The sequence below is a fragment of the Pseudomonas sp. NFIX28 genome (assembly GCF_900107395.1).
Classification (GTDB): Bacteria; Pseudomonadota; Gammaproteobacteria; order Pseudomonadales; family Pseudomonadaceae; genus Aquipseudomonas.
In genome coordinates this window covers 23,339-49,641 of sequence record NZ_FNPW01000012.1, presented here as the reverse complement: position 1 = coordinate 49,641, position 26,303 = coordinate 23,339, and the positions used below count along the sequence as shown (strand labels likewise).

The following is a 26,303-nucleotide window of genomic DNA, read 5'->3' as shown; positions in this document are numbered from 1 at the left end:
TCCACGAATTTAATGAGGACTCCCATGCGTCTTATCCGCATGTTGCTGGTACCGGTACTGGCCTTAACGACGTTGTCGGCTCATGCCGACCAGAAAGACGTGGCGCGCCTGACTCAGTTGCTTGAAAAGTCCCAGACCCTGACCGCGCGTTTCTCACAGCTGACCCTCGACGGCAGCGGCACGCAACTGCAGGAAACCGCTGGCGACATGGCGCTGAAGCGCCCGGGACTGTTCTACTGGCACACCGATGCGCCACAAGAACAACTGATGGTCTCCGACGGTAAGAAGGTTTCCCTGTGGGACCCTGACCTGGAGCAGGTCACCATCAAGACCCTGGATCAGCGCCTGACCCAGACCCCGGCGCTGCTGCTGTCGGGCGACGTGTCGAAGATCAGCGAAAGCTTCGACATCAGCTCCAAGGAAGCCGGTGGCGTGGTGGATTTCATTCTCAAGCCGAAAACCAAGGACACCTTGTTCGACAGCCTGCGCTTGTCGTTCCGCAACGGCCTGGTGAATGACATGCAACTGATCGACAGCGTGGGCCAGCGCACCAATATCCTGTTCACCGGGGTCAAGGCCAACGAGCCGATCGCCGCTTCCAAGTTCAAGTTCGACATCCCCAAGGGTGCCGACGTGATCCAAGAATAAGTCGCCAAGAGGTTTCAATCGTCCGCCATGGATCTGTTTCGCAGTGACCCGATCGCCCAGCCCCTGGCCGCGCGTCTGCGCCCGGCCAACCTGGACGAGTACGTCGGTCAGGAACATGTGCTCGCCCGCGGCAAGCCTCTGCGCGAAGCGCTGGAGCAGGGGGCCTTGCACTCGATGATCTTCTGGGGGCCGCCAGGTGTGGGTAAGACCACCCTGGCGCGGCTTCTGGCGAAAGTCTCGGATGCGCACTTCGAAACCGTCTCGGCGGTACTGGCCGGGGTCAAGGAGATCCGCCAGGCGGTGGAAATCGCTAAGCAGCAGGCGGCCCAGTACGGGCGCCGGACCATCCTGTTCGTCGACGAAGTGCACCGTTTCAACAAGTCCCAGCAAGATGCCTTCCTGCCCTATGTGGAAGACGGCACCCTGATTTTCATTGGCGCGACCACCGAGAACCCGTCTTTCGAGCTGAACAATGCGCTGCTTTCCCGGGCTCGGGTGTATGTGCTCAAGAGTCTCGACGAGGCGGCGCTGCACAAGTTGGTGCAGCGCGCATTGAGCGAAGAGCGGGGGCTGGGCAAGCGCCAGCTGAGCCTCAGCGATGAAGGTTTCCAGATGCTCCTGTCGGCGGCGGATGGCGATGGCCGACGTCTGCTCAACCTGCTGGAAAATGCTTCCGACCTTGCAGAAGACGGCACGGAAATCGGCGTCGAGCTGCTGCAAAGCCTGTTGGGCGATACCCGTCGGCGTTTCGACAAGGGTGGTGAGGCCTTCTACGACCAGATATCGGCACTGCACAAGTCGGTCCGCGGCTCCAACCCGGACGCGGCCCTGTACTGGTTCGCACGGATGCTCGACGGAGGTTGCGATCCACTGTACCTGGCGCGGCGTGTGGTGCGCATGGCCAGTGAGGACATCGGCAACGCCGATCCGCGCGCGCTGAGCCTGTGCCTGGCCGCCTGGGATGTACAGGAACGCCTTGGCAGCCCCGAGGGCGAGCTGGCGGTGGCCCAGGCCATCACCTACCTGGCCTGCGCGCCGAAAAGCAACGCCGTATACATGGGTTTCAAGGCCGCCATGCGCAGCGCCGCCGAACATGGTTCGCTGGAAGTGCCGCTGCACCTGCGCAATGCGCCGACCAAGCTTATGAAGCAGCTGGGCTACGGCGATGAGTACCGCTATGCCCACGATGAACCGGATGCCTATGCGGCCGGCGAAGACTACTTTCCCGAAGAGCTGGAGCCGCAGCCGTTCTATCAGCCCGTGCCACGTGGCCTGGAGCTGAAGATCGGCGAGAAGCTCAAGCATCTGGCGGAACTTGACCGGTCCAGCCCCAAGCAGCGGAGAAAACCGTGATCCCGTTGATCGTTGCCGTCTCGGTGGGCGGTATTGCCGGAACCTTGTTACGCTTCGCCACCGGCAACTGGATCAACGCCAATTGGCCGCGGTACTTCTATACCGCGACGCTGGCCGTTAATATCGTGGGCTGCCTGTTGATCGGCGTGTTGTACGGCCTGTTTCTGATACGCCCGGAAGTGCCCATCGAGGTGCGGGCCGGGTTGATTGTCGGCTTCCTTGGTGGCCTGACGACTTTTTCATCCTTTTCACTGGATACGGTGCGTCTGCTGGAAAGCGGACAGGTGCCGCTGGCCCTGGGCTATGCGGCGATCAGCGTATTCGGCGGGCTGCTTGCGACTTGGGCCGGCCTGTCCCTGACCAAACTTTGATAAACGAGAGACCGACATGCTCGATTCCAAACTGTTACGTAGCAACCTTCAGGACGTAGCGGACCGCCTGGCATCCCGTGGCTTTGCCCTGGATGTAGCACGCATCGAAGCGCTGGAAGAACAGCGCAAGACCGTCCAGACCCGCACCGAACAACTGCAGGCCGAACGTAACGCGCGCTCCAAGTCCATCGGTCAGGCCAAGCAGCGTGGCGAAGACATCGCGCCGCTGATGGCTGACGTCGAGCGCATGGGGAACGAGCTGGCTAGCGGCAAGGTCGAGCTGGAAGGCATCCAGACCGAACTGGATGCGATCTTGCAAGGCATTCCAAACCTGCCACACGAATCGGTGCCTGTAGGCGCCGACGAAGACGGTAACGTCGAAGTGCGTCGCTGGGGTACGCCGACCGCTTTCGATTTCCCGGTCTTGGACCATGTTGCCTTGGGCGAAAAACACGGCTGGCTGGACTTCGAGACCGCGGCCAAGCTGTCGGGTGCGCGTTTTGCCTTGCTGCGCGGGCCGATCGCTCGCCTGCACCGAGCCCTGGCGCAGTTCATGATCAACCTGCACACCAGCGAGCACGGTTACGAGGAGGCCTACACCCCTTACCTGGTCCAGGCGCCGGCGCTGATGGGAACCGGCCAGTTGCCGAAGTTCGAGGAGGACCTGTTCAAGATCAGCCGTGAAAACGAAGCGGATCTGTACCTGATTCCAACCGCCGAAGTGTCGCTGACCAATATCGTGGCTGGCGAAATCCTCGATTCCAAGCAATTGCCGATCAAGTTCGTCGCCCATACCCCGTGCTTCCGCAGCGAAGCCGGTTCGTCGGGCCGCGACACCCGCGGCATGATCCGCCAGCACCAGTTCGACAAGGTCGAAATGGTCCAGATCGTCGAGCCATCGACCTCCATGGATGCCCTGGAAGGCCTGACCGCCAATGCCGAGAAAGTCCTGCAACTGCTGGAACTGCCTTATCGCACCCTGGCGCTGTGCACCGGCGACATGGGCTTCAGCGCGGTCAAGACCTACGACCTGGAAGTGTGGATCCCGAGCCAGGACAAGTACCGCGAGATTTCTTCGTGCTCCAACTGTGGCGATTTCCAGGCCCGTCGCATGCAGGCGCGTTTCCGTAATCCGGAAACCGGCAAGCCGGAGCTGGTGCACACCCTGAACGGTTCCGGGCTGGCGGTCGGTCGTACCCTGGTGGCGGTGCTCGAGAACTACCAGCAGGCCGACGGTTCGATCCGTGTGCCTGAGGTGCTCAAGCCTTACATGGGCGGCGTCGAGGTCATCGGCTAAATGGAATTTCTGCCGCTGTTTCATAACCTGCGCGGCAGTCGTGTGTTGGTGGTCGGCGGCGGGGAAATTGCCTTGCGCAAATCCCGCCTGCTGGCCGATGCCGGTGCGCTGCTGCGGGTCGTTGCACCTGAAGTAGAACCTCAGTTGCGCGAGTTGGTAACGGCCAGCGGCGGCGAATGCCTGCTGCGTGGTTACCTCGAGGCAGACCTGGACGGTTGCGTGCTGATCATCGCCGCCACCGACGACGAACCGCTCAATGCCCAGGTTTCCGCCGACGCCCGCCAGCGTTGCGTCCCGGTCAACGTAGTGGACGCGCCGGCGCTGTGCAGCGTGATTTTCCCGGCGATCGTCGATCGTTCGCCGCTGGTGATTGCCGTCTCCAGCGGCGGCGACGCGCCGGTCCTGGCGCGCCTGATCCGGGCCAAGCTGGAAACCTGGATTCCTTCGACCTACGGCCAATTGGCCGGTCTGGCCGCGCGTTTTCGCAATCAGGTCAAAGGCCTGTTTCCGGACGTGCAGCAGCGTCGGGCGTTTTGGGAAGAGGTGTTCCAGGGGCCTATCGCCGACCGGCAACTGGCCGGGCAGGGCGAGGAGGCCGAGCGCCTGTTGCAGGCCAAGATCGCTGGCGAAGCGCCCCATGCGCCAGGCGAGGTATATCTGGTGGGGGCTGGGCCGGGCGATCCGGACCTGCTGACCTTCCGTGCCCTGCGCCTGATGCAGCAAGCCGATGTGGTGCTGTACGACCGCCTGGTGGCACCGGCGATTCTCGAATTGTGCCGTCGCGACGCCGAGCGGGTGTATGTCGGCAAGCGCCGTGCCGATCACGCTTTGCCCCAGGAGCAGATCAACCAGCAACTGGTGACGCTGGCCAAGCAGGGTAAGCGCGTGCTGCGATTGAAAGGTGGCGACCCGTTCATCTTCGGCCGTGGCGGCGAGGAGATCGAAGAGCTGGCGGCCCAGGGCATTCCGTTCCAGGTGGTACCGGGCATTACCGCAGCCAGCGGCTGTGCCGCCTATGCCGGGATTCCGCTGACCCACCGCGATTATGCGCAGTCCGTGCGTTTCGTCACTGGGCACCTGAAGGATGGCACCACCGATCTGCCCTGGGCCGATCTGGTCGCACCCGCACAGACCCTGGTGTTCTACATGGGCCTGGTGGGCTTGCCGGTGATCTGCGAGCAACTGGTCCGGCATGGCCGCTCGGCGGATACGCCGGCTGCCTTGATCCAGCAAGGGACGACATCCAACCAGCGGGTGTTCACCGGCACCCTCGCGGACCTGCCGAAGCTGGTGGCGGAGCATGAAGTGCATGCGCCGACCCTGGTGATCGTCGGCGAAGTGGTGCAGCTTCGCGAGAAGCTCGCCTGGTTCGAAGGCGCGCAGTCGCAGGTCTGAAAGCATCGCGGGCAAGCCTCGCTTCTACACAGAAAATCTCTTCTGTAGGAGCGAGGCTTGCCCGCGATAGCGATCTCAAGAACGATCGCTCTCCTGAGTTATTTCTTGTTGCCTTGCCAAACCCCACGCCCGCTCAAACGCTCGCGATCATGCGCGGCATTGAAGTCTTGCGCCGGCCCTTTCGGCACGATGCCGGTCGGGTTGATGGTGCGATGGCTGGCGTAGTAATGCCCCTTGATATGGGCGAAATCCACGGTTTCGGCGATTCCCGGCCACTGATACAGCTCGCGCAGCCAGTTCGACAGGTTCGGGTAATCGGCAATCCTTCGCAGGTTGCATTTGAAGTGGCCGTAATACACCGCGTCGAAGCGAATCAGCGTGGTGAACAGGCGAATATCGGCTTCCGTCAGGTACTCGCCCGCCAGGTAACGCTGGCCGCCCAGGCGCTGTTCCAGCCAGTCGAGCTCGGTGAACACATCATCGAAGGCTGTGTCATAGGCCTGCTGCGAAGTGGCGAAGCCTGCGCGATACACGCCGTTGTTCACTGCGGGGTAGATGCGTGCGTTCAGCTCGTCGATTTCATGGCGTAGCGGTTGCGGGTAGAAATCCAGGTCGTTACCGCTCAGGTCATCGAACGCGCTGTTGAACATGCGGATGATTTCCGCCGATTCGTTGCTGACGATGCGCTTCTGCTGTTTGTCCCAGAGCACGGGCACGGTGACGCGGCCGGTGTAGTCGGGAGTATCGGCGGTGTAGCGCTGGTGCAGGAAATCCAGGTGATCGAGCTTGTCGCCGCTGGAGCCCAGGGCCGGGTCGAAAGTCCAGCCCTGCTCCAGCATCAGCCAGCTGACCACCGACACATCGATCAGGTTTTCCAGGCCCTTGAGCTTGCGCAGGATCAGCGTGCGGTGCGCCCAGGGACAGGCGAGCGAGACGTACAGATGATAACGGCCGGCTTCCGCGCGAAAACCGCCTTCGCCGCTAGGGCCTGGTTTGCCGTCAGCGGTCACCCAATTGCGGCGTTGCGCCTGTTCGCGCTGGAAGGCGCCGTCTTTGCTGCTTTCGTACCACTGGTCATGCCAGCGTCCTTCAATCAGCAGGCCCATAAAAAACTCCTCGGTCAGTGTGCATTGGAGTGCAGTCTAATCCGAGGAGTTCGAACGAATTACGCAAAAGTCGGGCGGTTATGATCGGTTAAATCGATCTGTCTCGAGCGTCCCAGTATTTGCGGGCCTGCTCGAAAGCCTGTTCCCTTGGCGTGCCAAGCCCGCGCAGGGCCAGGGCCATGGTGGCGATCAGCGCCAGTTGCGGGTAGCTGTCCTCTGCATCGCCGCGCCAGACGGCTTTCAGGTGCTCGGGGTCGAGAGTGGCCGGTTTGACATGGCGCTGGCTGGACAGCGCCGGCCATTCTTCATCCCAGCTGACCCCGCCAGTAGTGCCGTACAGGTGGCTGGCGCTGTCCGGGTTGATTTCGATTTCGCCGCCGTCGCCCTTGATCACGATGACGTTGTCCCCCAGCAGGCCGCTGGCATCGCGGTGCACGCCCTGATAGCCGGGGTGGAAGATGCTTTGCAGGCCGCAGCGGGCGCCCAGCGGGTTGAGGATGCGCGCCAGCGAGTGGATCGGCGAGCGCAGGCCCAGGGTGTTACGCAGGTCGATCATGCGTTGCAGCTGTGGCGCCCAGTCGCCCAGGGGAATGAAGGCCAGGTTGCCCTGGTCCAGTGCCGCGCCGACCGCTTGCCAGTTGCGGCACAGCGGAATTTGCAACGACTCCAGCAATTGCTCGCTGTACAACCGGCCGGCGGTATGGGCGCCGCCGCCGTGCAGCAGGATGCGCACGCCGTTCTGCGCCAGGCACTTGGCCGCCAGCAGGAACCAGGGCAAGTGGCGCTTTTTGCCGGCGTAGCTGGGCCAGTCCAGATCGACCTTGATCGGCGGCGCCTGCAGGCGCTCGCGCAGTGCTTGGGTAAAGCCTGCCAGTTCCTCGGGGCTTTCTTCCTTGTGCCGCAACAGCATCAGGAAGGCGCCAAGCTGGGTGTCCTCGACCTTGTCGTCGAGCAGCATGCCCATGGCTTCCCGGGCTTCTTCGCGGGTGAGGTTGCGGGCGCCGCGTTTGCCCTTGCCGAGAATGCGCACGAACTGCGCAAAAGGGTGCTCGGCGGGCGTTTCGGTGGTCAGCGGGGCGAAATCGGTCATAAGCAATTGGTCGGCTTGGGCAGGCCCGCCAGCTTGGCGGCAAGTTTGGCAGGAGTGCCTTTGAACAACTGATTCAGGTGCAGGCTGTTGCCCTTTTCCGGGCCCAGCTTCAAGGCGGTGTATTTGATCAGTGGGCGGGTTGCGGGCGACAACTGGAACTCCTGATAGAACCCGCGCAACAGCTCGAGGATTTCCCAGTGCTCGGGCGTTAGCTCGATCTGCTCCGCCGCGGCCAGGGCTGCGGCCACCTCGTTGGACCAGTCGCCCAGTTCCACCAGGTAACCGTCCTTGTCCAGGGCGATGGCGCGTTCGCCGACAGTCAGTGCATTCATAACCAGCTGTTGACCTTGTCGTAATGGATCGACAGCGCGACGAACGCCGGGTAATCGACGCTCGTGGCCCAGGCTGGAACCTCCAGGCCGCGCGCCTCGTGGTCTTCCGCCAAAACATAGAGCGCCAGCGCCTCGCCGCGTGCCTGCAAGGCCGCCAGCGGTGCGCTGCCAGGCTGCAGGGCGTACACCGCATCGCCGCTCAGGAGGATGGCATCCTGCGGGCCGAGCAGGCGCAGGCAACTGGTCAGCCGGGAGTCGGTGAAAGGCGAGTGGGACAACACGTGCAAAGTCGACATCAGAGGGTGATCACTTGGTCAAAACGGTCAATAAGCCCGACGAGTTCGGCCGGGGCCAGGATTTGCACCTCGTCCAGGTTCAGCGCGGCCGGGGCCAGGCCGCGCTCCGCCACGCTGGCGCCGCAGGCGAACAACTGCTCGACGCCAAACAGCGACAGAGCCTGCAGGTTGGCGCCGAGATCCTTTTGCTGCACGGCAGCGGCTGTTTGCCCGGGCGCCAGCTGGAACACGCCATCGTCGAGAAACAGCAGGCCGATCGGCAGGTCGAAGGCGCCACCGGCCAGGACGATGTCCAGTGCTTCGCGGGCGCCGGGGCCGGACCAGGGCGCCTGGCGGCTGATGATCAACAAGGATTGCGCCATTTCATGGCCCTCCGAAACAGATCAGGCGGTCGGCGGCCTGTACGGCATCGTGCAACTGGCCGAGCCCGGAAAGCTCCCAGGGCGCGCTCAGGTTGACGGCCGGGCGCTGGTAGCGCGCGGCTTCTTCCTGATTCAACACCCCACGGCGCAGCGCCGCGGCAATGCACACCACGCCGTCGAGCCGATGTTCGCTGACGAAGGCCCGCCATTGGGCGGGCAGATCCAGTTCGTCCTGCGGGGTGACGATGTTGTCCGATGCGCTGTGCACGCCATCCTGATAGAAAAACAGCCGCACGATCTCATGGCCGCCGGCCAGCGCCGCCTGGGCGAATGCCAGGGCGCGGCGCGAGGAGGGCGCATGAGCGGCGGAGAAAAGGGCAATGGCGAACTTCATGAAGAACTCTGTCTGCAAACCTGAGGCCATGATAAAGCTTTATGCCGGGCCCGGCGAAGTGGGTTTAGCGCGGCATGTAGCCCAGTTGCCAGCGATGGGGGATCTTCAGCGACAACAGCCCGAGTGCCGCTGACAGCAGACCGCTGGCGAACAGCGCCTTGAGGCCGAAGTGCTGCTCCAGGATGGCGCCGAGCACGGCGCCGGCAAACATGCCGCTCCAGGGCACCAGCTGGACGCGCCAGCCATTGCGTCGCTCGCCCAGCATCCAGCGGCCCAGGCCCCGGCCAAAGCGCGACAGGGCGCCGGTGACATAAGTCAGGCCCACGGGCAGGCCATTCACTTCCTCGACGGCCGCATTGAGCATGCCCATGGCGATAATCGCGGCCATCAAGGCCGGCAGCCGTTCCTCAAAGGGCCAGGCGGCTGCCGCACACAGCAGCATGGCAATGCACAGCAGCAACGGCAGGGCCCGGCGTCCGCCAAAACGGCTGGCGACTATGCCCAGCGCATTGCCGGCGATGAAGGTGGCGACCAGCAGCACCAGATGCAGGGTCAGGGCCAGGTCGGCATCGCTGATGGCGACGGCCAGGCGCGTGGTGTTGCCGCTCATGAAGGAGACAAAGTCGCCGGTGGCCATAAAGCCGATGGCGTCGGTCATGCCGGCCAGGACCGACAGGCTGGCGACCAGGCACAGGCCGATGCGGCCGCGCCATTTCCGGCGGCGCAGCAGGCTGGGGTTGTTATGCAGGCGGTTGGAAGAGGGCAGCATCAGCGTTGACTCATGGTGGCAGTGATCTTTCAGCGACGTCCGGTGCGGGTCTCAATCGCGCGGCAGGCCGTGCAGCTCGCAATATTCGTCCCAGGGCATGCCGGCCATTTGCGCCACTTCACGGTGCACGTCGAGCCGCCGCGCGGCGAATTCCTCGGCGTTCTGCACGGTCAGTTGCAAGCTCAGTTCCCAGGCAAACAGGCCCAGGCGTTCGGCCTCGGCCTCGAAGGCCTCATGCAGCCGTTGCGCACGGTAATGTTCCGGGGTTTCGCCCCTGGCGCGGGCGGCCAGGGGGTTGAGGTGGTCGAGCTCTTGGCGAATCTCGGGATGCGACGCGAGAAACTTCTGCAGCGCTACTTCATGCGGCTGTTCGAGTGCGGCCATCGTCGATCCCGGGTGGCGTGGAAGGAAGTTTTTCAGGTGGCAGGGGGCGCAAGCCCAGCGACCATAGCGCCTGGCCGATCCGCCGTCAAAACACCCTTGGGCAGAGCTGCGCCGACAAATGAATGTGGCCATCCGCGGACCGTGCCGTTGGGCGGATTGATCATGCAGAAATGAGTGCTGGCTAACACTTTGCAGCGAATGCCTTGGTATGGGCCCCGTCGTTGTGACCTATTCTCAACGGCACATTCTTCCTAGCAGCTTTGCCGAGGAGCACTCTTCATGCTCTCGATAAACGAGCTTCGCCAGATCCTGGAGTCCGGCTTCTTGCCGCTTTCCTGCCATTGCACCGTCAATCCCGACGGCTCCCTGGCAATCAAGGTGTTCGAACCGGAAAGTGGACGGATCGATCTGTTCATTACCGGGGTGTCGACCGAGCAGCTCGACAATGTCCGGGCGGCCGCCAATTTTGTCGGTGAGTTGCGCACGGAAATCAGGGCGGGGCGTCGGGCATTTGCCGGCGGCTTCTGACTTTCGCAAGTTGATCCTTGGGCTGGGCGAACGCGTTTTCTTGCGCCAGTGCCGCGGTCACGTCCGAACGGTTGCACGGCTAGGTCTTTTTCGACAGCTCCCGCCAGTTCGCCAGCGTGACGCCGCTGCGTTCGGCGAAGGTCTGCATGGTGCGGTAGGTTCCGCCGCAGGGGGTGTCCTGAGTGATCCGACACCCGGAATGCAGGAATGCCAGATACCAGGTATCGCTGTCGCTCAATCGCGCGCCCTGGAAAGTGAAGGTCCTTTGCGAACCTGCGAAGCAGTAGCGGATCTCGAACGTCTTGATGCTGTTCATCGCCTCGTCCTTTGGGCTATCGAGGTACTGGCAAACCAAGATATTCCCAAAAGGAGGCGTTGGCTTGCACCACTCATCCGAACCCTGGCCAATTGCCATTTGCTCGCCGGCCGCACGACATTTTCCTGTGCCGTACGGCGCGCCTGGCTGCCTCCGCGGTCAATAAGTGTCGTGTTGCGCCAGGTCATCGGTGATGGTGAACCAGGGTGCCTTGCTGCCGACAAAGACGTGGCGGCTTGCACTGACCTGCGGGTCGCTGTCCAGGGTTCCCAAGGGAAAACCGAGCACGTCCGGGTTGGCGTCAAAACGGGTGAACAGGCTGGAGCCGCAGACCGAGCAGAAACTTTTCCATTCCCCGGGGGAAGACTCGTAAAAGGACAGCAATTGCTCCCCGCTCAGGGTTTTCCAATCCTGGCTCCTGACCTTGGCGCGGGTACGAAACGCGGCGGCATGCAGCTTCCTGCACATGGAGCAATGGCAGTTCAGTACATCGGTCAGTTCTCCGTTTATTTCGTAGCGGACGCCGCCGCACAGGCAACTGCCTTGATGAGTCATGGTTATGTTCCGAATGATGGGTTGGCAGGGCTCAAATTACCCGGCAGGCCCAGGGCGCAGAAGGTGCGCAGGCGCCAGGCAGCGGGAACTTTCCGCCAATCGAGCTGGCGTGGCTCGTTGCCTTTTATCTGCGCGGAACGTGACGGGATTGGCGTTTCTGGTTCGGGCGTCAGGTGATGCCCGAGGGGCAGGGGATACCGTCCGGCGAAAGACTCAGGTGTTCCTACCGGATCGGCGCGGGCAAATGATACATTTCTCGATTTTTTAAGGATGAGGAAGGCATATGCGAGTTTGGCTAGGGGCATCGTTGATAGGACTGTTGGCCGGGTGTTCGTTGCCCACGGCCTTGGCACCGGGCAAGCCGAATGTCAGCGAGCTGACTGAGAAAGCGCCGAAAGAGTATGCGCAGTGTGTGTTTCCAGCCTGGCAGCGCGAGACGCCCCGGACCACGCAATCGGATATTTCCAACGGCTATCGGATTACCGCTCCTGGCAGCCTGGCGTCGGATGAGGTCGTGGAAGTGGTGAAGTCGAAGAACGGCAGCCTGGTCTCCCTCTACCAGGGCACTCCCTGGGCCAAGTCCGCAGATCTGAAAAAAGCGGTACAGGATTGCCTGTAGTCCCCGCAGCGGGAAAGTCCTGGCCGTTCAGGTTTTTTGTGCCCGGGGTTCGTCGAGCGTTATGCGGAAGTGGCTGCTTGCTGCATTTAGGCGGTTTCTTGAATCATCAAGGTACTTTTCTGCATAAAAACAGGACAAATCTGACAGTTTTTTTGACGGCTTTATCCGTCCAGTAGACAATGGCGCGTTAGCCACCACCCATGATGGCCATTTTGTCCGTTTCAGCAGGAGGGCTGCCAGGGTTGGGGGCGATCCCTGTGTGCGATACCCGTGGCCTTGCCGCTGTCAGGCGGTGATCGAGGGCGTTGAACAGGCCGATCGTTGTACCGGGTGTTGTTTACTCACTCCTTTGGTTACACCCGACTAGTCTCTCTATGGGAATGTGGTTTTAGCGGGCGTCTCGGACCGTCGAACGATGCTGTCCGAAGGTGCCCCAACAAAAGAGTGTCACTCAAGTAGCTGAAGCCATTAGCGAATAAGAAGTCAGCGCAGGAGCGACATATAAACTGAGGTCGATGCTGTCACGTCGGCCTTGTGTGCCCACCCTTCAGTTCTTCCGAATGCGAGCCCATGGCAGTGCCGGGGCGGCTGGTGATCGGGAATGGGGGGGCGGATGGCGTTCTATCGTAGGAACTACTGTATGTTGAAAAAAGTGAACACGGCCCTGCTGGGCTTGGCGATGACGATGGGGCTCAGCTCCGCGTACGCCGCCGAGACCAAGAAAGTGGATGTGCTGCTCATCGGCGGCGGCATCATGAGTTCGACCCTGGGTGTCTGGCTCAATGAGCTGGAGCCGGGCTGGTCGATGGAAATGGTCGAGCGCCTCGACGGCGTTGCCGAAGAAAGCTCCAACGGCTGGAACAACGCCGGTACCGGTCACTCTGCCCTGGCGGAACTGAACTACACCCCGGAAAACAAGGACGGCAAGGTCGAGATCGCCAAGGCGATCGAAATCAACGAAGCGTTCCAGATTTCCCGCCAGTTCTGGTCGTGGCAGGTCAAGAACAACGTCCTGAAGAACCCGCGTTCGTTCATCAACTCCACGCCGCACATGAGCTTCGTGTGGGGCGATGACAACATCCAGTTCCTGAAGAAACGCTACGAAGCGCTTCAGGCGAGCCCGCTGTTCGCCGGCATGCAGTACTCCGAAGACCCGGAGCAGATCAAGAAGTGGGTCCCGCTGATGATGGAAGGGCGCGATCCCAAGCAGAAGATCGCCGCCACCTGGTCGCCGCTGGGCACCGACGTGAACTTCGGCGAGATCACCCGCCAGTTCGTCGGCCACCTGAAAGCCCAGCCGAACTTCTCGCTCAAGCTGTCGAGCGAAGTGGAAGACATCAAGCGTAACGAAGATGGCTCCTGGCGCGTGGTGTACAAGAACCTGAAGGACGGTACCGAAACCCAGACCGACGCCAAGTTCGTGTTCATCGGCGCGGGCGGCGGTGCCCTGCACCTGCTGCAGAAGTCGGGCATTCCTGAAGCCAAGGAATATGCCGGTTTCCCTGTCGGCGGCTCGTTCCTGGTGACCGAGAACCCAACGATTGCCGAGCAGCACCTGGCCAAGGCCTACGGTAAGGCGTCGGTCGGCGCTCCGCCGATGTCGGTTCCACACCTGGACACCCGCGTGCTGGATGGCAAGCGCGTGATTCTGTTTGGCCCGTTCGCGACCTTCTCCACCAAGTTCCTCAAGGAAGGTTCGTACCTCGACCTGCTGACCAGCACCACCACCCACAACATCTGGCCTATGACCAAGGTTGGCATCAAGGAGTACCCGCTGGTCGAGTACCTCGCTGGCCAGCTGATGCTGTCGGATGAAGATCGCCTGAACGCCCTGAAAGAGTACTTCCCTAACGCCAAGTCCGAAGACTGGCGCCTGTGGCAGGCTGGCCAGCGCGTGCAGATCATCAAGCGTGACGAGCAGCAAGGCGGCGTGCTGAAGCTGGGCACCGAAATCGTCAGCGCCAAGGACGGCAGCATTGCCGGCCTGCTGGGCGCTTCGCCAGGCGCTTCGACCGCCGCGCCGATCATGCTGAGCGTGCTGGAGAAGGTCTTCAAGGACAAGGTTGCGACTGCGGCCTGGCAGGAAAAACTGCACCAGATCGTGCCGAGCTACGGTACCCAGCTCAATGGCAGCCCTGAGCGTGTCGCTCAAGAGTGGGCCTACACCAGCGAAGTGCTGCAGTTGACTCCGCCACCAGCCATCGGCCAGATCGCTGCCCCTGCGCAACCTGCGGCTGAAAAGCCAAAGGCGCCAGTGAGCAACCCGTCGGCTGACATGGCCCTGTAATACCGGCCGCGCCCGACCCTGTCGGGCGAGCCGGAACCTGGAGCGGATATTCGCTCCAGGCTAAAAAAACGCCGCTCCCAGGAGCGGCGTTTTTGTTTGTCGGCGGGCTCAAGCGGCTTGCCTTCGCGCGCCGCCCACCGGCCTTGCGCCCATGGCGCGTTGCGAACCGTGGCGTCGTTGCCATACCGGCAGGGAACTAATGTCGGGAAATTCCTTTCCATAAGCTCGACGCAATGATGCCTGGAGAAGGCGATGTTCAGAGCTGGTGCATTAATCCCGATCGTCTCGATTCTGCTATCGATCCCGCCGGTTGCCGGTGCCGCACCAGGCACCCAGGCAAGTGCCCAATACTCCAATGACCATGCCAATTGGGATCGCCTGCCCGTGGTCAATTACTACCAGGTGAAAACGCTGTTGCAGGCGTCGAGGCGCGACTGGGGGCCGACCGCGGCGCTGCCGGCGGACGCCAGGCAGAACATCCGTCGCGGCAAGACCATGCCCGCACAGTCACGACGCTTGAACGCCCGGCTGGTCCAGCAATTACCGCGTTATGACGGCTACCAATGGTGGCGTGCGGGCTCCGACCTGTTGCTGGTCAGGACCTCGAATCACATGATCTTCGACGTCCTGGTCGACGCGTTCCAGTAACGCAGGCCGTTGCCGCGGGGCTGCCGGGCGCTCGTCAGGAAGAGCACCCGGGCAGGCGGGGCGATCAGAAGTTGATCGAGGCGCTCAAGCGCGCGGTCAGGGGCGCGCCCTGGAACAGGTAGCCGTCGCCCATGTATTCCCCGGCGTCGCGCCAGTAGCGCTTGTCGAACAGGTTGTCCACGGTCAGCCGGAACACGGTCTCATGGCCGTCGATGCGGGTGCTGTAGCGACTGCCGATATTGAACACCGCATAACTGCCAGTCTGCACCTCGCCCTCGCGGTTGGCGTATTTACGGCCGCTGTACTGCACGCCGCCGAGCAGCGCCAGGCCGTCGAACCAGGGCAGGGCGTAGTCGCCGTAGAGGCTGGCACGCAGGGTCGGCACGTTGAGCGCCTGATGACCTTCGTACTCGGGCGTATCGCTGCCCGTGACCCGTGCGCGGATCGCCGCGACACTGGCCGAGACTTGCAGGCGTTGCGTGGCCCAGCCATTGGCCGAGAGCTCCAGCCCGGTGTTCTTCTGTTCGCCTTGCTGGGTGAAGGTGAACGTGCCGTCGCCATTCGGCCGGGAGTATTGGTAGGCCTGGCGGATCTGGAACAGCGCCGCGGCCAGGCTGATGCGCTGCCAGTCATACTTGATGCCGGCCTCGATCTGCCGCGACACGGTGGGCGCGAGGATTTCAAAGGCATTGCTGGCGAACCACGGCGCTTCGCCGCCCAGGGACAGGCCCTTGCTGTAGCGGGTGTACAGCGCCAGGTTCTGCACCGGCTTGTAGATCAGCGCGGCCTGGGGCAGGAACACATAACGCTGGGTGTGCCGGGTGGTGTCGCCCTGGCTGTCGAAGGTTTCTTCGTCCAGGCGTACTTCGCGCCCGCCGAGCACGGTCTGCCAATGTTCGTTGAAGCTGATCCGGTCGTTGAAGAACAGCCCGTACTGGCGGCTGTCCAGGCGGCGATAGGAGTCGTTGAGCGGCCCGTCGTAACGCGGGAAATCCTGCGGCTCGCCGTCGATGTTGGCGCTGCCGATCATCTGGTTGATCGGGTCGCGTTTGTCCACCACGCGGCGGAACGCGCTGCTGCCGACGCTGAGTTCGTGGCCCAGGCCGCCGGTGTCGAAGCTGCCGCTGAGGACCGCCTGTACCTCGTCGTTGCGCCGGGTATCGTCCGGGCTGCGGAAGTCGTAGATGTCGTAGTCGCCCTCGGGGCTGAAGTAGTTGGGCACCGCCGCGCCGGCGCAACTGGCAGCGCCATAGCAGCCCCAGGCGAACGAGCTGTAGTCATCGATCACCACCCGGCTGCGCGAGGCGCTGAGGTTGCCTTTCCATTGTTCGTTGAAGCGGTACTCGAAGTTGCCGTTGAGGTTCAGCGCGTCGGTGCTGACCGGCTTCGAGCCGCTCTGGTGCGCCAGGAGTTTTTTCGGCGAGGCGTGGTGTGGCAGGCTCGAGCCGCCGAGCAATTGATAGCCCGGGGCCGAGCGCTGTTCCTTGGTTTGGTATTCGACGTCCAGTTGCAGCAGGGCGTCGGGGCTGATGTTCCAGTCGAAGGCCAGGGAGGCGAAGTCGCGCTGGCCATTGGTGTGTTCGACGTAGGAATGGATATCTTCGTGGGCCAGGTTGGCACGCAGGCCGAACTGCTGTTCGCTGCCGAACCAGCCGCCGACATCGGTGGCCACATAGCCGCTGCCGCGATCGTCGGTGGACACCGTGACCGAGCGCACATCGGTAGGGCGCTTGGTCACGTAGTTGATCAGCCCGCCGGGTTCGCTGACACCGCTCTGCAGCCCGGACAGCCCCTTGAGCAATTCCACCTGCTGTTTGTTCTCCAGGCCGACGTTCTGCTCGCCAGTGATGCTGCGGCCGTTGATCTGGTAGCTGTTGGCGGCATTCAGCGAGAAACCGCGGACCGTGAAGTTCTCGTAATAGCCGACCGGCGCATAGCTTTCTCCCACCGACGCGTCGTTCTTCAGCACTTCGCTGAGCAGGCGGGCCTGCTGGTCCTTGATCAAGGCATCGTTGATCACCGCGATCGAGGCTGGGGTGTCGAGCAGGGGCGCGGCCTCGAAACCGCCGACCGCGGCGCTGTCGGCCTGATAGCCGGAAGAGTCTTCACCGGTCACGGTGAGCGCTGGCAGTTCGGTGTCGGCGGCCTGGGCGGCGGGCGTGGCGCTGGCCAGCAGCAGGCTCAGCCCCAGGCCCTGGCTCAACAGGTTCAGCGCGAACCGCGGGGCGGGCAGCCCCTGGCGGGAAACCCGGTAAAGCATATCCATGAAAAGCTCCTCGACGGCTGCGATCCCGGGCCAGGCGAACTCCTGGCATAGAGGCCCTGGCGCGCTCGGGAAAGCGTCGTGCTGTTTTTTATATGGGGGAAGCGCTGCGCGCCCTGAAGGCGTCAGGCCGGATGTGCTCCGGTGGTCATTGGTAAGACGAAATCGGCGACCCATTCTTGAAGCGCGCCATCATACAAGAGATCAAGCCCCCCGCATCCCCACCCGCCGTAGGAGCGAGGCTTGCCTGCGAAGGTGTTTGGCCTGGAATACCGCGTGGGTCGCTTCGCCAGCAAGCTTGGCTCCTACGAGAGCGATCGGTGGTGTGTTGAGCCTTGCATCCGCCGTAGGAGCGAGGCTTGCCCGCGAAGGTGTCTGGCCTGGAATACCGCGTGGGCTGTTTCGCCAGCAAGCTTGGCTCCTACGAGGGCGATTGGTGGTGTGTTGAGCCTTGCATCCGCCGTAGGAGCGAGGCTTGCCTGCGAAGGTGTTTGGCCTGGAATACCGCGTGGGTCGCTTCGCCAGCAAGCTTGGCTCCTACGAGAGCGATCGGTGGTGTGTTGAGCCTTGCATCCGCCGTAGGAGCGAGGCTTGCCCGCGAAGGTGTCTGGCCTGGAATACCGCGTGGGCTGTTTCGCCAGCAAGCTTGGCTCCTACGAGGGCGACTGGTGGTGTGTTGAGCCTTGCACCCGCCGTAGGAGCGAGGCTTGCCCGCGAAGGTGTTTGGCCTGGAATACCGCGTGGGCCGCTTCGCCAGCAAGCTTGGCTCCTACAAGAGCGGAGCAGTGCCTGTGGCCGGTGCTCAGCCGGTTTTTCTGCTCTGGTGCACGGGCAGTTCGACGCGGAAGGTGGTGCCGACCCCGACCTCGCTGCGCACTGAGATGTCGCCCCGGTGTTTCTTGACGATGCCGTAGGACAGCGACAGCCCGAGCCCGGTGCCCTGGCCCACGGGCTTGGTGGTGAAAAACGGATCGAAGATTTTCTGCAGGCTCTCCGGCGGGATGCCCGAGCCGTTGTCGGCCACTTCGATCCACACGTTCTCGCCCTCGATGCCATTGCGCAGGGTGATGGTGCCCCGTTCGTTACCCATGGCCTGGGCGGCGTTGACGATCAGGTTCATCACCACCTGGTTGATCTGCGACGGCAGGCACTCGACCTCCGGCAGCTCGGCATACTCCTTGATCACGTCGGCCTTGTACTTGATCTCGGCGGCGACGATGTTCAGGGTCGAGTCGATGCCCTGTTGCAAGTCCGCCCATTGCCATTCCTGGGTCGAGTCGACCCGGGAAAAGTCCTTGAGGTCCTTGACGATCTGGCTGACCCGGCCGATGCCGTCCTTGGACTCCTTGATCAGCAGGGGGATGTCCTCGAGCAGAAAATCCAGCTCGATGTCCGTGCGCAGCCGTAGCAACTGCTCGCGCAGTTCACCGGCGCCGATCCCGGCTTCGGCGTTGCCGTAGGCTTGGAGCATTTCCTGCAGGCGCTTGAAGTAGTTGTCCAGGGCGCCGAGGTTGGAGGAAATGAAGCCGATCGGGTTGTTGATTTCATGGGCGACCCCGGCGGCCAACTGGCCCAGGGAGGCGAGCTTTTCCGATTGCACCAGCTGGCTTTCCAGCAGCTTGCGCTCGTCGATCTCCCGTTGCAGCGCGGCGCTGGCCTGCTTGAAGGCCAGGGTGCGTTGCTCCACCCGTTCTTCCAGCTCGCTCATTTGCAGCTGCGCGCGCGAGGTCATTTCCCACTTGGTGGTGAGGGTGTTGGCCATCTGCTGGACTTCGATATTGTCGAAGGGCTTTTTCAGGATCAGCAGGCGGTCGTGGCCGTTCAAGCGATCGAGCAGCTCGTCCCAGGAATAATCGGAATAGGCGGTGCACACCACCACCTGCAGCAACGGGTCGTGCTTCCACAGTTCTTCGATGGTTTGCGCGCCGTCCCAGCCATCGGGCATGCGCATGTCGACGAAGGCCAGCGCATAGGGTTGTCCCTTGTCCGCCGCTTCCAGCAGCTTGCCCAGGCCTTCCTGGCCACCGTAGGCCGAATCCAGTTCGAACACCGTGGCGGCGGTTTTCGGCGCGCTGCCAAACAGCGCGCTTTCCATCGCATCGAGGTCGGCGCTGTCGCCGGTCTTGGGCGTGAGGATCTTGCGGAAATCGTCGTGGATCGCCGGGGTGTCGTCGATCAGCAGCACGCGCCGGTTTATCGGATTGCTCATGCCTCGACCTCGGCGGGGATCAGGGGAATCTCCAGGACGAACAGCGCGCCTTTGCCCGGGCCGTCGCTATGGGCGGTCAGGTGGCCGTTCATCTCGATGGCGGCCAGGGCGCAACTGTGCAGGCCGAACCCGTGGCCTTCCTTGCGGGTGGTAAAGCCGTGGGCAAAGATGCGGGTCATGTTTTCCGGGGCGATGCCTTCGCCTTCGTCGCGCACGCTGATCTGCAAGGTCTCGTCGTCGATCACCGCTGCGGCCAGGGTCATGTTGCGCGTCTGGTTGGACTGATCGGACATCGCGTACTTGGCGTTGCTGATCAGGTTGATCAGGATCAGCAGCAGCCGGTGCTTGTCGCCCATGATCAGTGGTACGTCGGCGTATTCCTTGCGCACGGTCACATGGTGGCGGGTGAGGGCGCCGGAGTTCATGCGCAGCGCGTCTTCGAGCAGCTCGCTGACCGACAGCGGTTCCAGCAGGCTGCTGGCGCCCGCATAGGATTGCTGGGTGGCGACGATGTCCTTGATGTGGTCGACGCTTTTGCTCAGTTGGTTCAGTTCATCGGCCATGCCTTGCTGTTCCAGGTCGATGGCTTCGACCAGCTGGTTCAGGTAGCCGGGCAGCAACTTGCCCTTTTCGTCCTCGGTGAGATAGCTGCCCAGGTCCTGCTTGTGTTCGTTGATCAACTGCATCGCCTTGCCCAGCCCCTGGGCCTTGCTGTTGCGCAGCTTGCGGCTGACCAGGTCGGCGGAGATGTTCACGCTGTTGAGCACATTGCCGACGTTGTGCAGCACATTGGTGGCGATTTCCGCCATGCCGGCCTGGCGGGCAGTGGCGAGCAGCTCGCTCTGGGTGTCCTTGAGCTGGCGCGTGCGTTCTTCGACCCGTTGCTCGAGTTCGTCGTTGGCGGCCACCAGGGCGCGGTTCATCTGGTTGATCTCGGCAAAACTGCGGATCAGGCGAATACCCAGCCAGATCAGCAGCAACACCAGCAGCGCGGAAAACAGCAGCAGGTAGAAATGGTATCGCTGGTCGACCGTCTCGGCCTGCTGCTGGTCGCGGTTGAGCAGGACGGTGATGTCGTCCAGGCGTCCGTCGACCGGCACCGCTTCTATTTCTTCGAGCAGGCGATTGACCTTGGGCTGCTCGCGCAGGATCAGCCCGATGTGGTTGCTCAAGGTGTCGATCAGGTCATGAAATTCCGTGGGCAAGCGTTCCTTGTTGACCGCCAGCTTGTTCAGGCCCACCAGGATCTCCGCGGCCCTTTCGGCGGAGGTGACCTGGGCGAACTCCAGGCTGCTGAGCAACAGGTCGTAGGTATCGGTGGCGATGTTCTGCAGCTGCAATTTGTCCGCGTCGTGCAGTTGGGCCAGCTCCAGCTGGATGTCGTCCTCGGCGGTCGGCAGGAAGGCCAGAGAGTTGCGCAGCACGGAGTTGTGCGACTTGAACTGTTCAACCAGCCGGGTCTTTTCCTTTATTGCGTTGAGGTAGCCGTCATGGGCGTTGCGCCACAGCGGCGAATCGTAGCGCTGGTTCTGTGCCTCCATCGAATCGAACTGCTTCCACAGGCGCGTCATTTCCCCCAGCGGCGTAACCAGCGGGTCGTAGTTATGGGTGATGGCCACCCTGGCCTTGAGTATTTCGTTCTCCCACAGCGAATCCTGCTGCTTGATCTGGCGGATCAGGTCGCGGGATTCGGTGTAGGTCACGGTCTGGTCGGACACGAACTTGAGGTAGAGAAACAACAGCACCGAAGCCATCAATACCGCCAGGGCAGCCAGCAACAGGATGCTTACGCGACGGGATACTTTCATAGGGGCTTGCCTTCCCATTCACCGGTCAGGGTCTTGAGGAATTTGACGATCAGGCGTTTGTCTTCCTCGGACGGGGTGCGTCCCAGCTGGTACTTGAACATCACTGTCACGGCGCCTTCGAGGGTGGCTTGCGAACCGTCGTGGAAGTACGGCGCGGTGACCGCGACGTTGCGCAGGCTCGGCACCTTGAACACATTGCGGTCGTCTTCTTCGCCCGTGACGTTGAAGCGCCCCAGGTCAGCCTCGGTCAGGTTGCCCCGGGTGGCGAAATAGTCGCCGAGCACGCCGAACTTCTGGAACATGTTGCCGCCGATATTCACCCCCTGGTGGCAGGCGATGCAGCCATATTCCTGGAAGCGCTGGTAGCCGTATTTTTCCTCGATATCGAGAATTTCAGTGTTGCCCGCCAGGTATTGGTCGAAGCGCGAGTTGGTGCTGAGCAAGGTGCGTTCGTAGTCGGCCAGGGCGCCCTGGATGTTGGCCTGGGTCACGCCGCCGGGGTAGGCATCGGCGAAGGCGGTGCGGTAGGCCGGGTCGTCGGCGATGCGTTGCACCACGACTTTCCAGTCGCTGCCCATTTCACTGGGGCTCTGCACCACGATATGTACCTGGTCTTCCAGGGTTTCGCCGCGGCCGTCCCAGAACTGATGGAAGTTCAGGCTGGCGTTGAACACGCTCGGGGTGTTGACCGCCACGGGCTTGCCGTCGAAACCCAGGGAATGCGAGACGGTATCGGCACCGCCCCGGTCGAAACGATGGCAACTGGCACACGACAGGCTGTTATTCACCGACAAGCGTGGATCATTGAACAATCGTCGACCCAGTTCGACCCGTCTGCTGTCCAGCACCGGCACGGCGGGTAGGGGTTTGAGCGGTCCTTCCAATGGCGCGGCGTCGGCGCCTTGAGCGAACAGCAAGCCAGTCGAAAGAAGTAATGCAAGTGACGACATGGTTTGGTTTCCTTACCAGACACAACTTCATGGATGGGGCAGGTGAGGTTGCTGTGAGTTGACTAGAAAACGGGCGAAGGCATCGGCCTCCACCGCCTTGCTGAAGTAGAAGCCCTGGCCTTCCTCGCACCGGTGGCGCTTGAGAAAGTCCAGCTGCTCTAGGGTCTCGACCCCTTCGGCGATGATGCTCAGGTTGAGGCTTTTACCCAGGTCGATGATGCTGCTGACCAGTTTTGCGTCATTGCTGTCGGTGCCCAGGTCGCGCACGAACGACTGATCGATCTTCAGCACGTCGACGGGAAACTTCTGCAGGTAACTCAAGCTCGAGTAGCCGGTGCCAAAGTCATCGATGGCCAGGCGCACGCCCAACTGCTTGATGGCGCGGAGCGCGGCGATGGTGGCGTCGACGTTCTGCATCAGCACGCTTTCGGTGATTTCCAGTTCGAGCAGCGTCGGGTCGAGCCCGGTCTCGCTCAGTGTGCGGGTAAGGCGTTCGACGTAGTCGCGCTGGCGAAAATCGATGGCCGAGACATTCACCGACATGCAGACGGGTGGCAGGCCCTGCTTCTGCCAGGCCTGCGATTGCAGGCAGGCATGGCGCAGCACCCATTGACTGAGAGCGACGATCAGCCCGCTGTCTTCGGCCACCGGGATGAACTCCGAGGGGAACACGCAGCCATGGCCGGGGCGGTTCCAGCGCACCAGCGCCTCGGCACCGACCACCGTGCCCCGGACCAGGTCCAGCTTGGGCTGGTAGTGCAGGATGAACTCTTCGCGCTGCAGGGCCAGGCGCAGGCCGGTTTCCAGGGTTTGCTGCTGGCGCGCGCGTAGGTTCATGTCTTCGATGAAAAAGCTGAAGTCGTTGGGGCCGCAGTCCTTGACGTTGCGCATCGCGGTCTCGGCCTTCTTGATCAGCGTGATCGCGTCGGTGCCGTCGTCGGGGTAGATGCTGATGCCCAGGCTGGCGGTAACCGTCAGGTCGTGGCCCGCCACGGCGTGGGGGGTATTGACCGCTGCAAGGAGTTTCTCGGCCACCCCGCGGGTCTGCTGCGGATGCAGGATGTCGCCGAGAATCACCACGAACTCGTCCGAGCCGTAGCGAAACACCGAGTCGGATTGGCGTACCGTGAGCGCCAGGCTCTGGGCGACGAGCTTGAGCATTTCGTCTCCCGCCGGGTGCCCCAGGGCGTTGTTGATGCGTTTGAACCGGTCCAGGCCGATGAACATCACCGCCAGCCTGCGGTCATGACGGCGCGACTGGGACAAGTGCTGGGTCAGGCGGTCGCCCAGCAGGGTGCTGTTGGGCAGCCCGGTGAGCACGTCGTAATGCAGCAGGTGCGACACCCTCAGCAGTTCCTGGACCCGTTCCTCGATGGTCCGTTCGAGGTTGCGCATCTTGCTCGCCACGTCCTGTGCCAGCTGCCATTTCCAGGTCAGGGCACTGGCCATCTGGCGGATCTCCAAGCTGTCGAAGGGCTTTTTCAGGATCAGCAACTGGTCGCCGAATTCGATCCGTTCGGCCATGGCTTCCCATGAGTAATCGGAGAATGCGGTGCATAAGGCGACCTGCAACTGCGGGTCGGTTTTCCACAGGTGTTCGATGGTCTGCAGGCCATCCCAGCCGGGAGGCATGCGCATGTCGATAAAGGCCAGGGCATACGGCCGGCCTTCGGCCTGGGCGCGCTTGACCAGTTCCACGGCTTCTTTGCCCTGGTAGGCGGAGTCGAGCTGGAAGTGCTGGTGGGGCCTGCTGTTGACGCCGAACAGCAAGGGTTCGGTGCTGCCCAGCAGACCTTCGTCTTCGGGACTGAGGATCTTGCGAAAATCCTGATGGATCGCGGGCGTGTCGTCGATGATCAGAATCCGCCGATTGGGCGCCACGGATAACGGGGTCACCTGAAATCCTCCGACGTCGGATCCACCGACCAGGCGCTGCCCTCCACAATGGCTGACCTGGCCTTGAGCAGTTCGCCAGCCTGGTCGCTGTCGACTGCCGTGCCGGGCGAGTGCCCCAGTGGCGTGCCGCTGGATATCAGGGTCGTGCGCTGCTCCTGGGTTTCCACTCCTTCAGCGGTGACCCCGATACCGACCTCGCGGGCGAAATTGAGAATGGCCCGCAGCGTCATGGCGTTGTCCGGGTCGCTGCTGGCGCTGTCGAGAAAGCGTTGGGCAAGCTTGAGGTGGTTGACCCTGTAGGTCTTGAGGTAGTCGAACGAGGAATACTCGGTGCCGAAATCGTCGATGGCGATCTTCACGCCCAGCTCGCACAGCCTGGGCAGGATGTCGTTGTGGGTCCACTTGGTCTGGGCCAGGGTGCCCTCGGTCACGTCGAATCTCAGGTCCCACGGGCACAGGTTCCAGCGCGCGGTGGTGCGCAGCACGTCGTAGATCAGTTCCGGGCCGGTCTTGAGCTGGACCAGCGACAGGCGAATCGCAATCAGCGGCGGTGCCATGTTCTGGTCGCGCCAGATGCGCATCTGCCGGCAGGCCTGGTCCAGCAGCCAATGGCCGAGGGCGATGACGATGCCGGTCTTCTCGGCCGCGGGCATGAAGTCGTCGGCCTCCAGCCAGCCGCGTTGCGGGTGCAGCCAGCGCACCTGGGTGGCCATGCCGAGGATGCCGCCGGTGCCGAGGTCGACTTCCGGCAGGTAATGCAGGTGCAGTTCGCCGCGCTCCAGGGCCAGCTTCAGATCGTTGGCCAGGGTTACCCGGTCCGTGACTTCCTGGTTGATTTCCTCGCTGTGGAAATGGAACTGGTTGCGGCCCTTGTCCTTGGAGCGATACAGCGCCATGTCCGACTGCGCCATCAGGCTGTCGGCGCTCAGGGTCTGCGGGCTGTAGAGGCTGATGCCGATGCTCACCGAGATGCGCACCTCATTGCCTTCCAGGGAGTAGGGGAGCAGCAGGATGTCGCGGATTTTCGCCGCCAGCGCCGCGCAATGCGTGGCCTCCTCGACGTCCAGTTGCAGGATCGCGAACTCGTCGCCGCCCAGGCGCGCCACCACGTCGTTTTCCCGGGTGCAGGATCTGATGCGCCGGGCCACTTCCTGCAATAGAAGGTCGCCAATGGGGTGGCCGAGGGTGTCGTTGATGCGCTTGAAGTGGTCCAGGTCCAGGTAAAACATGGCAAAGGGCGTGGCGCCTCGCCGGGCTGCGGCGAAGGCCTGGTACAGCCGCTCGATCAGGGTGGCGCGGTTGGCCAGCCCGGTCAGGCCGTCGGTGCGGGCCATCAGCGACATCTTTTCTTCGGCCAGCTTGCGTTCGGTGATGTCGAGGATGATGCCTTCCACCTCGACCAACTGCCCCTGGTCGTTGCGCACCGGGATATAGCGGTTTTCCACCCAGCGAAAGGCGCCGTCGCCGGTGCGCAGGCGGAACTCGATGGAGGCGCCCGCGACGTCCCGGTCGAGGATCCGCAGCATGGCGCTCTCGACCTTGGCCTGGTCCTCGGGGTGGATCAGGGCCTGGGCCCAGCCTGCCGAACCCACCAGTTGCGCCGCCACATGGCCGAACTTGGTGATGTTGTGGGAAATGTACATCAGGCTGAACGAAGGCTCGCCTCGCAGGCGATAAAGGATGGTGGGGCTGTTCTGCACGATGATGTTGGCGTCGGCCAGCTCGCGGGTGCGTTCCTCGACCGCCTGTTCCAGCTGGTCCATTTTCAGCGCCGCGTCTTCGGTCATCTGCCATTTGACCGTCAGGGCGCTGGCCATCTGGCGGATCTCGATGGCATCGAAGGGTTTTTTCAGGATCAGCAGGCGATCGCCCAGCTCCAGGCGTTCGGCGATGTCTTCCCAGGAATAGTCGGAGTAGGCGGTGCACAGGGCAATTTGCAGCTTGGGGTCGACCTGCCACAGCCGCTCGATGGTTTCCAGGCCGTCCCAGCCGGGGGGCATGCGCATGTCGATGAACGCCATGGCATAGGGCGCGCCACGGTCCAGCGCCGCTTGCACCTTGTCCAGCGCCTCGTGGCCCTGGAACGCCGAGTCGAGGACAAACTGCACCAGCGAGGCGCTGACGGGCGTCCCGAACAGGGCGGCTTCGGTATCGCTGAGGCTGTCCTGGGAAGCCTCCCCGGAGGCAAGGATCTTGCGAAAATCCTCGTGGATCGACGCCGTGTCGTCGACGATCAGGATGCGTCGGTTGGTCTGCTCCGCCGATGGCTTCATCGTCGTGCTCCAACCCAACGCGGGGACCTTGTGCATAAGCTCATCGGGCTTCCCTCCCTGCTGCTGGACAAGCAATCCATTGTGGGCTTGAGCATAGTCAGGCTCCCCTGTATGCGCTAATCAGCCGACAGCAAATTCATGTCGAAACGCTATA

Annotated in this window: 25 protein-coding genes; 9 read left to right on the top strand and 16 right to left on the bottom strand. The window is 62.6% G+C overall.

Going from position 1 to position 26,303, the window contains the following annotated elements; genetic code table 11:
• The first annotated feature begins 24 nt into the window (after positions 1 to 24).
• From lolA to cysG, 5 genes are read left to right on the top strand one after another with little or no spacing between them, the layout of a single operon-like run.
• Positions 25 to 648 carry an outer membrane lipoprotein periplasmic chaperone LolA gene (gene lolA, locus BLV20_RS21585; protein ID WP_025804691.1) on the top strand — a complete coding sequence of 208 codons (624 nt, stop codon included), beginning with the start codon at positions 25 to 27 and terminating at the stop codon, positions 646 to 648.
• Positions 649 to 675: 27 nt separating this feature from the next.
• Complete coding sequence (locus BLV20_RS21580) at positions 676 to 2,001, top strand: replication-associated recombination protein A (RefSeq protein WP_092304497.1); 1,326 nt, start codon at positions 676 to 678, stop codon at positions 1,999 to 2,001.
• Positions 1,998 to 2,372: a fluoride efflux transporter CrcB gene (gene crcB, locus BLV20_RS21575; protein WP_092304496.1), complete on the top strand. Its 375-nt coding sequence runs from the start codon at positions 1,998 to 2,000 to the stop codon at positions 2,370 to 2,372. Before BLV20_RS21580 ends, crcB begins: the two co-directional genes overlap by 4 nt.
• A gap of 16 nt (positions 2,373 to 2,388) precedes the next feature.
• On the top strand, positions 2,389 to 3,669 hold the full coding sequence (serS, locus tag BLV20_RS21570) for a serine--tRNA ligase (protein ID WP_092304495.1): 1,281 nt from the start codon (positions 2,389 to 2,391) through the stop codon (positions 3,667 to 3,669).
• Entirely contained in the window at positions 3,670 to 5,064 is a 1,395-nt protein-coding gene (gene cysG / locus BLV20_RS21565) for a siroheme synthase CysG (RefSeq protein WP_092304494.1), read from the top strand.
• A gap of 98 nt (positions 5,065 to 5,162) precedes the next feature.
• On the opposite strand, the gene BLV20_RS21560 is transcribed toward cysG, so the two are convergent.
• From BLV20_RS21560 to BLV20_RS21525, 8 genes are all read right to left on the bottom strand, one after another.
• The gene (locus tag BLV20_RS21560) at positions 5,163 to 6,170 is read right to left on the bottom strand and encodes a glutathione S-transferase family protein (protein WP_092304493.1); all 1,008 of its coding nucleotides are present in this window, start codon (positions 6,168 to 6,170) and stop codon (positions 5,163 to 5,165) included.
• A gap of 88 nt (positions 6,171 to 6,258) precedes the next feature.
• Complete coding sequence (locus tag BLV20_RS21555) at positions 6,259 to 7,260, bottom strand: glycosyl transferase family protein (RefSeq protein WP_092304492.1); 1,002 nt, start codon at positions 7,258 to 7,260, stop codon at positions 6,259 to 6,261.
• On the bottom strand, positions 7,257 to 7,592 hold the full coding sequence (locus BLV20_RS21550; RefSeq protein WP_092304491.1) for a TusE/DsrC/DsvC family sulfur relay protein: 336 nt from the start codon (positions 7,590 to 7,592) through the stop codon (positions 7,257 to 7,259). The genes BLV20_RS21555 and BLV20_RS21550 overlap by 4 nt, the downstream gene beginning before the upstream one ends.
• Positions 7,589 to 7,888 (bottom strand): sulfurtransferase complex subunit TusB, encoded by a 300-nt coding sequence (gene tusB, locus BLV20_RS21545; RefSeq protein WP_092304490.1) that lies wholly within the window; start codon positions 7,886 to 7,888, stop codon positions 7,589 to 7,591. The genes BLV20_RS21550 and tusB overlap by 4 nt, the downstream gene beginning before the upstream one ends.
• Entirely contained in the window at positions 7,888 to 8,250 is a 363-nt protein-coding gene (gene tusC / locus BLV20_RS21540; protein ID WP_092304489.1) for a sulfurtransferase complex subunit TusC, read from the bottom strand. The genes tusB and tusC overlap by 1 nt, the downstream gene beginning before the upstream one ends.
• A gap of 1 nt (position 8,251) precedes the next feature.
• Complete coding sequence (tusD, locus tag BLV20_RS21535; protein ID WP_075120526.1) at positions 8,252 to 8,644, bottom strand: sulfurtransferase complex subunit TusD; 393 nt, start codon at positions 8,642 to 8,644, stop codon at positions 8,252 to 8,254.
• A gap of 64 nt (positions 8,645 to 8,708) precedes the next feature.
• Positions 8,709 to 9,413 carry a YoaK family protein gene (locus BLV20_RS21530; RefSeq protein ID WP_092304488.1) on the bottom strand — a complete coding sequence of 235 codons (705 nt, stop codon included), beginning with the start codon at positions 9,411 to 9,413 and terminating at the stop codon, positions 8,709 to 8,711.
• 51 nt (positions 9,414 to 9,464) lie between these two features.
• Entirely contained in the window at positions 9,465 to 9,797 is a 333-nt protein-coding gene (locus tag BLV20_RS21525; protein ID WP_092304487.1) for a DUF6388 family protein, read from the bottom strand.
• A gap of 279 nt (positions 9,798 to 10,076) precedes the next feature.
• Between BLV20_RS21525 and BLV20_RS21520 the strand changes: the two genes are divergently transcribed.
• Entirely contained in the window at positions 10,077 to 10,325 is a 249-nt protein-coding gene (locus BLV20_RS21520; protein ID WP_092304486.1) for a DUF1652 domain-containing protein, read from the top strand.
• 79 nt (positions 10,326 to 10,404) lie between these two features.
• On the opposite strand, the gene BLV20_RS21515 is transcribed toward BLV20_RS21520, so the two are convergent.
• A complete protein-coding gene (locus BLV20_RS21515) occupies positions 10,405 to 10,641 on the bottom strand; it encodes a DUF6555 family protein (protein ID WP_092304485.1) in 237 nt (78 codons plus the stop codon).
• Positions 10,642 to 10,800: 159 nt separating this feature from the next.
• Positions 10,801 to 11,196, bottom strand: a complete 396-nt coding sequence (locus BLV20_RS21510; protein WP_092304484.1) for a GFA family protein — start codon at positions 11,194 to 11,196, stop codon at positions 10,801 to 10,803.
• Positions 11,197 to 11,479: 283 nt separating this feature from the next.
• On the opposite strand from BLV20_RS21510, the gene BLV20_RS21505 reads away from it, so the two are divergent.
• The 3 genes from BLV20_RS21505 to BLV20_RS21495 all read left to right on the top strand — a co-directional run bounded on the left by BLV20_RS21505 (position 11,480) and on the right by BLV20_RS21495 (position 14,750).
• The gene (locus tag BLV20_RS21505; protein ID WP_092304483.1) at positions 11,480 to 11,815 is read left to right on the top strand and encodes a hypothetical protein; all 336 of its coding nucleotides are present in this window, start codon (positions 11,480 to 11,482) and stop codon (positions 11,813 to 11,815) included.
• Between the two features lie 640 nt (positions 11,816 to 12,455).
• Positions 12,456 to 14,102, top strand: coding sequence for a malate dehydrogenase (quinone) (gene mqo, locus BLV20_RS21500; protein WP_092304482.1), 1,647 nt, complete (start codon positions 12,456 to 12,458; stop codon positions 14,100 to 14,102).
• A 252-nt stretch (positions 14,103 to 14,354) separates the two neighbouring features.
• On the top strand, positions 14,355 to 14,750 hold the full coding sequence (locus tag BLV20_RS21495; RefSeq protein WP_092304481.1) for a hypothetical protein: 396 nt from the start codon (positions 14,355 to 14,357) through the stop codon (positions 14,748 to 14,750).
• Positions 14,751 to 14,814: 64 nt separating this feature from the next.
• Here BLV20_RS21495 and BLV20_RS21490 read toward each other — a convergent pair whose 3' ends face one another.
• From BLV20_RS21490 to BLV20_RS21465, 6 genes are all read right to left on the bottom strand, one after another.
• Entirely contained in the window at positions 14,815 to 17,016 is a 2,202-nt protein-coding gene (locus BLV20_RS21490; RefSeq protein WP_092304480.1) for a TonB-dependent siderophore receptor, read from the bottom strand.
• 799 nt (positions 17,017 to 17,815) lie between these two features.
• Positions 17,816 to 19,222 carry an ATP-binding protein gene (locus BLV20_RS21485; RefSeq protein ID WP_092304479.1) on the bottom strand — a complete coding sequence of 469 codons (1,407 nt, stop codon included), beginning with the start codon at positions 19,220 to 19,222 and terminating at the stop codon, positions 17,816 to 17,818.
• A complete protein-coding gene (locus BLV20_RS21480; RefSeq protein ID WP_092304478.1) occupies positions 19,219 to 21,030 on the bottom strand; it encodes a DAHL domain-containing protein in 1,812 nt (603 codons plus the stop codon). The genes BLV20_RS21485 and BLV20_RS21480 overlap by 4 nt, the downstream gene beginning before the upstream one ends.
• Complete coding sequence (locus tag BLV20_RS21475) at positions 21,027 to 21,980, bottom strand: cytochrome-c peroxidase (RefSeq protein ID WP_092304477.1); 954 nt, start codon at positions 21,978 to 21,980, stop codon at positions 21,027 to 21,029. The genes BLV20_RS21480 and BLV20_RS21475 overlap by 4 nt, the downstream gene beginning before the upstream one ends.
• A gap of 27 nt (positions 21,981 to 22,007) precedes the next feature.
• Positions 22,008 to 23,876, bottom strand: a complete 1,869-nt coding sequence (locus BLV20_RS21470; protein WP_092304476.1) for a GGDEF and EAL domain-containing protein — start codon at positions 23,874 to 23,876, stop codon at positions 22,008 to 22,010.
• Positions 23,873 to 26,149, bottom strand: coding sequence for a GGDEF/EAL domain-containing response regulator (locus tag BLV20_RS21465; protein ID WP_092304475.1), 2,277 nt, complete (start codon positions 26,147 to 26,149; stop codon positions 23,873 to 23,875). The genes BLV20_RS21470 and BLV20_RS21465 overlap by 4 nt, the downstream gene beginning before the upstream one ends.
• Positions 26,150 to 26,303 lie beyond the last annotated feature (154 nt).